At 45.0% G+C, this 3,899-nt stretch carries 7 protein-coding genes; 2 read left to right on the top strand and 5 right to left on the bottom strand.

Annotated features, from left to right (window positions below; genetic code table 11):
* On the top strand, nucleotides 1–222 hold a 222-nt coding region (locus NC238_09160), incomplete at its 5' end, for a hypothetical protein (protein ID MCM1566094.1).
* A 117-nt stretch (nucleotides 223–339) separates the two neighbouring features.
* Here NC238_09160 and NC238_09155 read toward each other — a convergent pair.
* From NC238_09155 to NC238_09145, 3 genes are read right to left on the bottom strand one after another with little or no spacing between them, the layout of a single operon-like run.
* Complete coding sequence (locus NC238_09155; protein MCM1566093.1) at nucleotides 340–942, bottom strand: hypothetical protein; 603 nt, start codon at nucleotides 940–942, stop codon at nucleotides 340–342.
* Nucleotides 943–946: 4 nt separating this feature from the next.
* The gene (locus tag NC238_09150) at nucleotides 947–1,402 is read right to left on the bottom strand and encodes an AHH domain-containing protein (protein MCM1566092.1); all 456 of its coding nucleotides are present in this window, start codon (nucleotides 1,400–1,402) and stop codon (nucleotides 947–949) included.
* Nucleotides 1,403–1,444: 42 nt separating this feature from the next.
* Nucleotides 1,445–1,654 (bottom strand): hypothetical protein, encoded by a 210-nt coding sequence (locus tag NC238_09145; GenBank protein ID MCM1566091.1) that lies wholly within the window; start codon nucleotides 1,652–1,654, stop codon nucleotides 1,445–1,447.
* Nucleotides 1,655–1,814: 160 nt separating this feature from the next.
* On the opposite strand from NC238_09145, the gene NC238_09140 reads away from it, so the two are divergent.
* Nucleotides 1,815–2,291, top strand: coding sequence for a tyrosine-type recombinase/integrase (locus NC238_09140; GenBank protein ID MCM1566090.1), 477 nt, complete (start codon nucleotides 1,815–1,817; stop codon nucleotides 2,289–2,291).
* 194 nt (nucleotides 2,292–2,485) lie between these two features.
* On the opposite strand, the gene NC238_09135 is transcribed toward NC238_09140, so the two are convergent.
* Nucleotides 2,486–3,151, bottom strand: coding sequence for a hypothetical protein (locus tag NC238_09135; protein ID MCM1566089.1), 666 nt, complete (start codon nucleotides 3,149–3,151; stop codon nucleotides 2,486–2,488).
* A gap of 12 nt (nucleotides 3,152–3,163) precedes the next feature.
* Nucleotides 3,164–3,793: a hypothetical protein gene (locus tag NC238_09130; protein MCM1566088.1), complete on the bottom strand. Its 630-nt coding sequence runs from the start codon at nucleotides 3,791–3,793 to the stop codon at nucleotides 3,164–3,166.
* Between the last annotated feature and the right edge of the window lie 106 nt (nucleotides 3,794–3,899).

Here is a 3,899-nt window from a genome sequence, read left to right as displayed (position 1 = left end):
TATCCGCTACACCAGCCTGGGCTTCGACCTGAAGCTGATCCTGCTGGCCTGCATGATCACGTTTTATTACCGCTGGCGACCGGATTGGAATGGAAGGCTGCCCAGGCGCTGGCTGCACCCGAAAAGGTAGCACTTGCTCATGCCACCGGCAGACCATTCGAAGTAGTTACCGATGTAGAAAGATCACAGAAAAAAGGAGCAAGTTCCCGAGATTCATGCTGAAGCTGATCCAATGCTGGTCTTTTGGGGGGCAAACCCGGTCCGGATCCTGAGCCCGTGTATACTTTCAGACGGCAGACGATGACCCCCAGCTGCCATGCTTTCGTCGCTTGATACCGTTTAGTTCTGCTGGTAAGGAAATCGCACGGGAAATGTAGAAAAACTACACCCTGATATCCCTTCCTTTTCAAGAAGAGCCTTTAGATCTTTGTGAACAATAGCAATATTCTCGAATCCCTTAATGCGAGTCAAAGGCATTTTTAATTTTCTAAACTTCTCTTTATAAACCGGTTCCTCTAGATACTCGATGGTTTGACCACGATGGTTTTCATAACGGAAACGGCTTGCTTTTTTATCAAGCACATCGTGAATTTCAAGCAGCCGAAAAACGCGATACTCTATAGGAATTATTCTCCCAGTCTTTTCCCCAATAATATGAACTGGATAGAGTTCATGGGCAATGCCAAGGTTTTGAAGAATGGAAATTAACCGAGGAGAATAAATCTCAAACAGAGTTGCATTCCAAAGATTGTCTATTAGAGGGGCGTCCTCTGGATAAGAAAATCGCAGTTCAGGAAAGGGGATTGAGAGCGGTTTTCCGTACCACCATTCTCGTTGAATTTTCGAATGGGTATCGGAATAATCGAGAGGTTCTGCACGTAAAGTATCTCCATTCCAACTGCTACTTTTTCGCGAAAAACGGAAATAGTCATTCTTTTCCATTCTGCTATTGTCCTTGTTTAATTTGGATACGAAGACTCTGCGCCAGATTCATAAGCTCTTCATACGCATCATCTGGCGACCATCCATAAACAATTGCATTATTATAAAGCTCATCCAATTTTTCCTCGACATAGTCGTTATAGCCAGGATGGCCAGGTATTGCTCCATGGATTTCCTTTGGTAATGCGATACCATTATATGCATGATCTATATTCCAACCTGCACCTGTTGCCATTCTTATAAATTGATGATTTGAAAAAGCCCTTGGAATAAGATGATGTGCATCAAGTGATCCATCAACGATTCCCATAGCCTTTCGAAGTGATGTACTGCTTACTGGAAGGACAATGGAGACAGCCGCAACAATTCTCCAAAGAGGACCAACTTTCTCTTCCCCTCTAAGTTGACATACATAACCGCAACCTGTATTAGCAGTAGCAATATCATCCCCGATGTCCAATCCAGGGATTAGGGCTATAGAAGTCCCGACAATCTGAGCACCCTATCTTCGTTCTTTTTCTGATGGAGGAATGATAATCTCGCCGGCCTTTTCATGCCCTTCGGGATAAACACAATCCAAGGAATTTGTGCAGTTCCCTTTTCCTTCATCATTAGAAGCCACATAGTGCCCTGAGGGATCATTATATCGGATCGGATTGTTCTGCACATAGCTATAGCGATCCCAATCCGGCGGACTAAAGGGATCAGGCACGATCGTATCCGCCTGGATGAAGCGTCCCAGGCTGGAACACTTATCTTAACCGGCCATTCTCCCCTCGTAGAGGAAGGCTGGTTATTTTGTAAAGAACATGCCTCCCAAGAGTAGAATGAAGGTGTCCAGCCAAACATTCTCATTCTAAGGAGGCTCTTTCATGCTATCCCAAATCGAAGAATTCATCAAGTGGGTGCGCAGGCGCAATCCGGCAGCCCGCACCGCCGCCACCCAGCTCTTGAACGCCGGCTGCCCGGTGACCAGGATCCAGAAGTTCCTGGGGCATGAGGAGCTCAACACGACCATGATCTATGCCCGCGCCTATGACCAGACGGTGGAAGAGGATTGCTTTCGCGCCATGAGCAGCGTGGAAAAGCGGCTGGACCTCTTGGACGAACCAGAAGAGAAAGAAGAACCCGGTTCGGAGGATGAGCGAGGACAGATTTTAGCCCTGACCGAAAAGTTGGCCGAGCCAGAACTGAGCGCGGAGGCTCGGCTGGTGATTGCTGCCCAGATACTACTGGTGCTGCTAGGAGAAATGAAGGCGTTTTCTTCGCAAGTGCCAGCCCTTGAACCCGGCTGGAGCTTGCCACCAGACCATCCACTACCGGAAAGCGTTCAACTGGTCGCTGTTTAGTTCGCTTATGCAATTATTAAGGTTCCAACCGGAGTGGCAGTACCGCCCCGGCTATGCTACAATTTGCCTGGACGTGGGAGGATACGGCTCTGCTGGAGAGCAACCGGAGCGCCCGCGGGGTCCGTTGCAGGGCAGAGACGTGCGAAAACACGTCTCTGCCCTGCAACGGATAAAAGCGATAAAATCTCTTCCGATCAAGGAACAGGGTATTCTGCAAAACCCTTCCACTCTAACCTATTTAACTCTATATCACTTTCATTACTTCCAGATAAACAACCGTATCTCATTTGTCCTTGAGGTAAAGATGGATCTACATAGTAAATCCCGGTAATATTGGCTGAACCATTAATTTTGTATGTTTTTGGTAACTTTAAAATCAGACCCTTATTTTGATGGTGTAAACAAACACCTAGATCTAGGTATAAAAATTTAACTGTGAGGTAAACAGTTGGATCACCCCCTAATGCGGATGGGTAAATATATTTTGGTTCACCAAATTTTGTTATTGCATCCGCAAGGGAAATATCCTCTGCATACGAGAAATATATTGACGCAACTTTTTCATTCTCGAATGTAATTTCGAGACCTGTTTCTTTATCGTTAATAAAACTTGCCGATACCACCTCAACCAAAGTTTGAGGATTTTTTCCCCGTCGAATCGAACTGGTTTCCACGTCAGGCATTTGGTTCAGTAGTTTTATCGTTGGCTCTATTCTAGTTTTTCCAATTTCAATATTTCGCCAACAAGGAGCCTTACAAGTAGTATCTTGTATAACAGCTGACTCCTTGCCTGAGCATGAGGTAATCAGGAATGCCACGAGTAAAACCAAAAACGTAATGGATGTTTTATGAATGCCCATTTTCTTCCTTTATTACTTCGTTAGTTCAATAAAAGCTGCCATCCACATGCCGGAAGGTTGTGGAACCGCTTCATAAGAGGAAATTGTAGCTGCAAAAGTATTCGCAAAATAATCAGCGGTACTATTATTTCCGTAGGATGGTTTACCTGTACTTGGCCATTGTACGTTATATCCAGGAAATGGGTTCGCTCCATAGGTTATACCGCCGAATGCCCTATTACCCAAAAGCCCACTTGATTTTCCGTTGATAAAATTCATTAACTGATCGCCAGCACCTCCTCCAAAGATCGATGCATCTCCAATAGACGATTTGCTTCGGTTGTCTAAAACATGCCCAAATTCATGGATAATCATCGATCCGGCTGTTCCATCAAGACTCATCCAACCTTTATTCGCAAAGTCTTCAGCTAGATATATGGTGCTTCCATCAACATGGGAACTTCCATGGAAAATCATATTTTCTACTAGCGATGTAGGCGTTCTAGAAATTGTTGTACCGCTGAACTTATTATTAATCCAACTTAATCCGGAACCATTAGTCAGCGTATTAATGCCCGCCTCCATTGTACCTATGGCGTTATAGATGGCTTTCATCTCTTTTAAGTTAAAGGAGGCGGATTTACTAATTGGTTCATCTCGCAATTAGTTATAATAGCGGTCGGAGGACACATGCCAAAACCAATTGTCTTACGACCGCTAACCGAAAAGGAGCGTGAAACGCTCGAAAAAGTAAGCAAATCCCAAACAG

It is taken from the genome of Dehalobacter sp., assembly GCA_023667845.1.
Classification (GTDB): domain Bacteria; phylum Bacillota; class Desulfitobacteriia; order Desulfitobacteriales; family Syntrophobotulaceae; genus Dehalobacter.
The sequence above is the reverse complement of the archived record's forward strand: the minus strand, read 5'-3'. Positions and strand labels throughout refer to the sequence as shown.

What these genes read in the sequence shown, in the direction of transcription:
- NC238_09155 (MCM1566093.1), bottom strand. Translation starts at nt 942, where the DNA reads ATGGAAAAGAATGACTATTTCCGTTTTTCGCGAAAAAGTAGCAGTTGG.
- NC238_09140 (MCM1566090.1), top strand. Translation starts at nt 1,815, where the DNA reads ATGCTATCCCAAATCGAAGAATTCATCAAGTGGGTGCGCAGGCGCAAT.
- NC238_09135 (MCM1566089.1), bottom strand. Translation starts at nt 3,151, where the DNA reads ATGGGCATTCATAAAACATCCATTACGTTTTTGGTTTTACTCGTGGCA.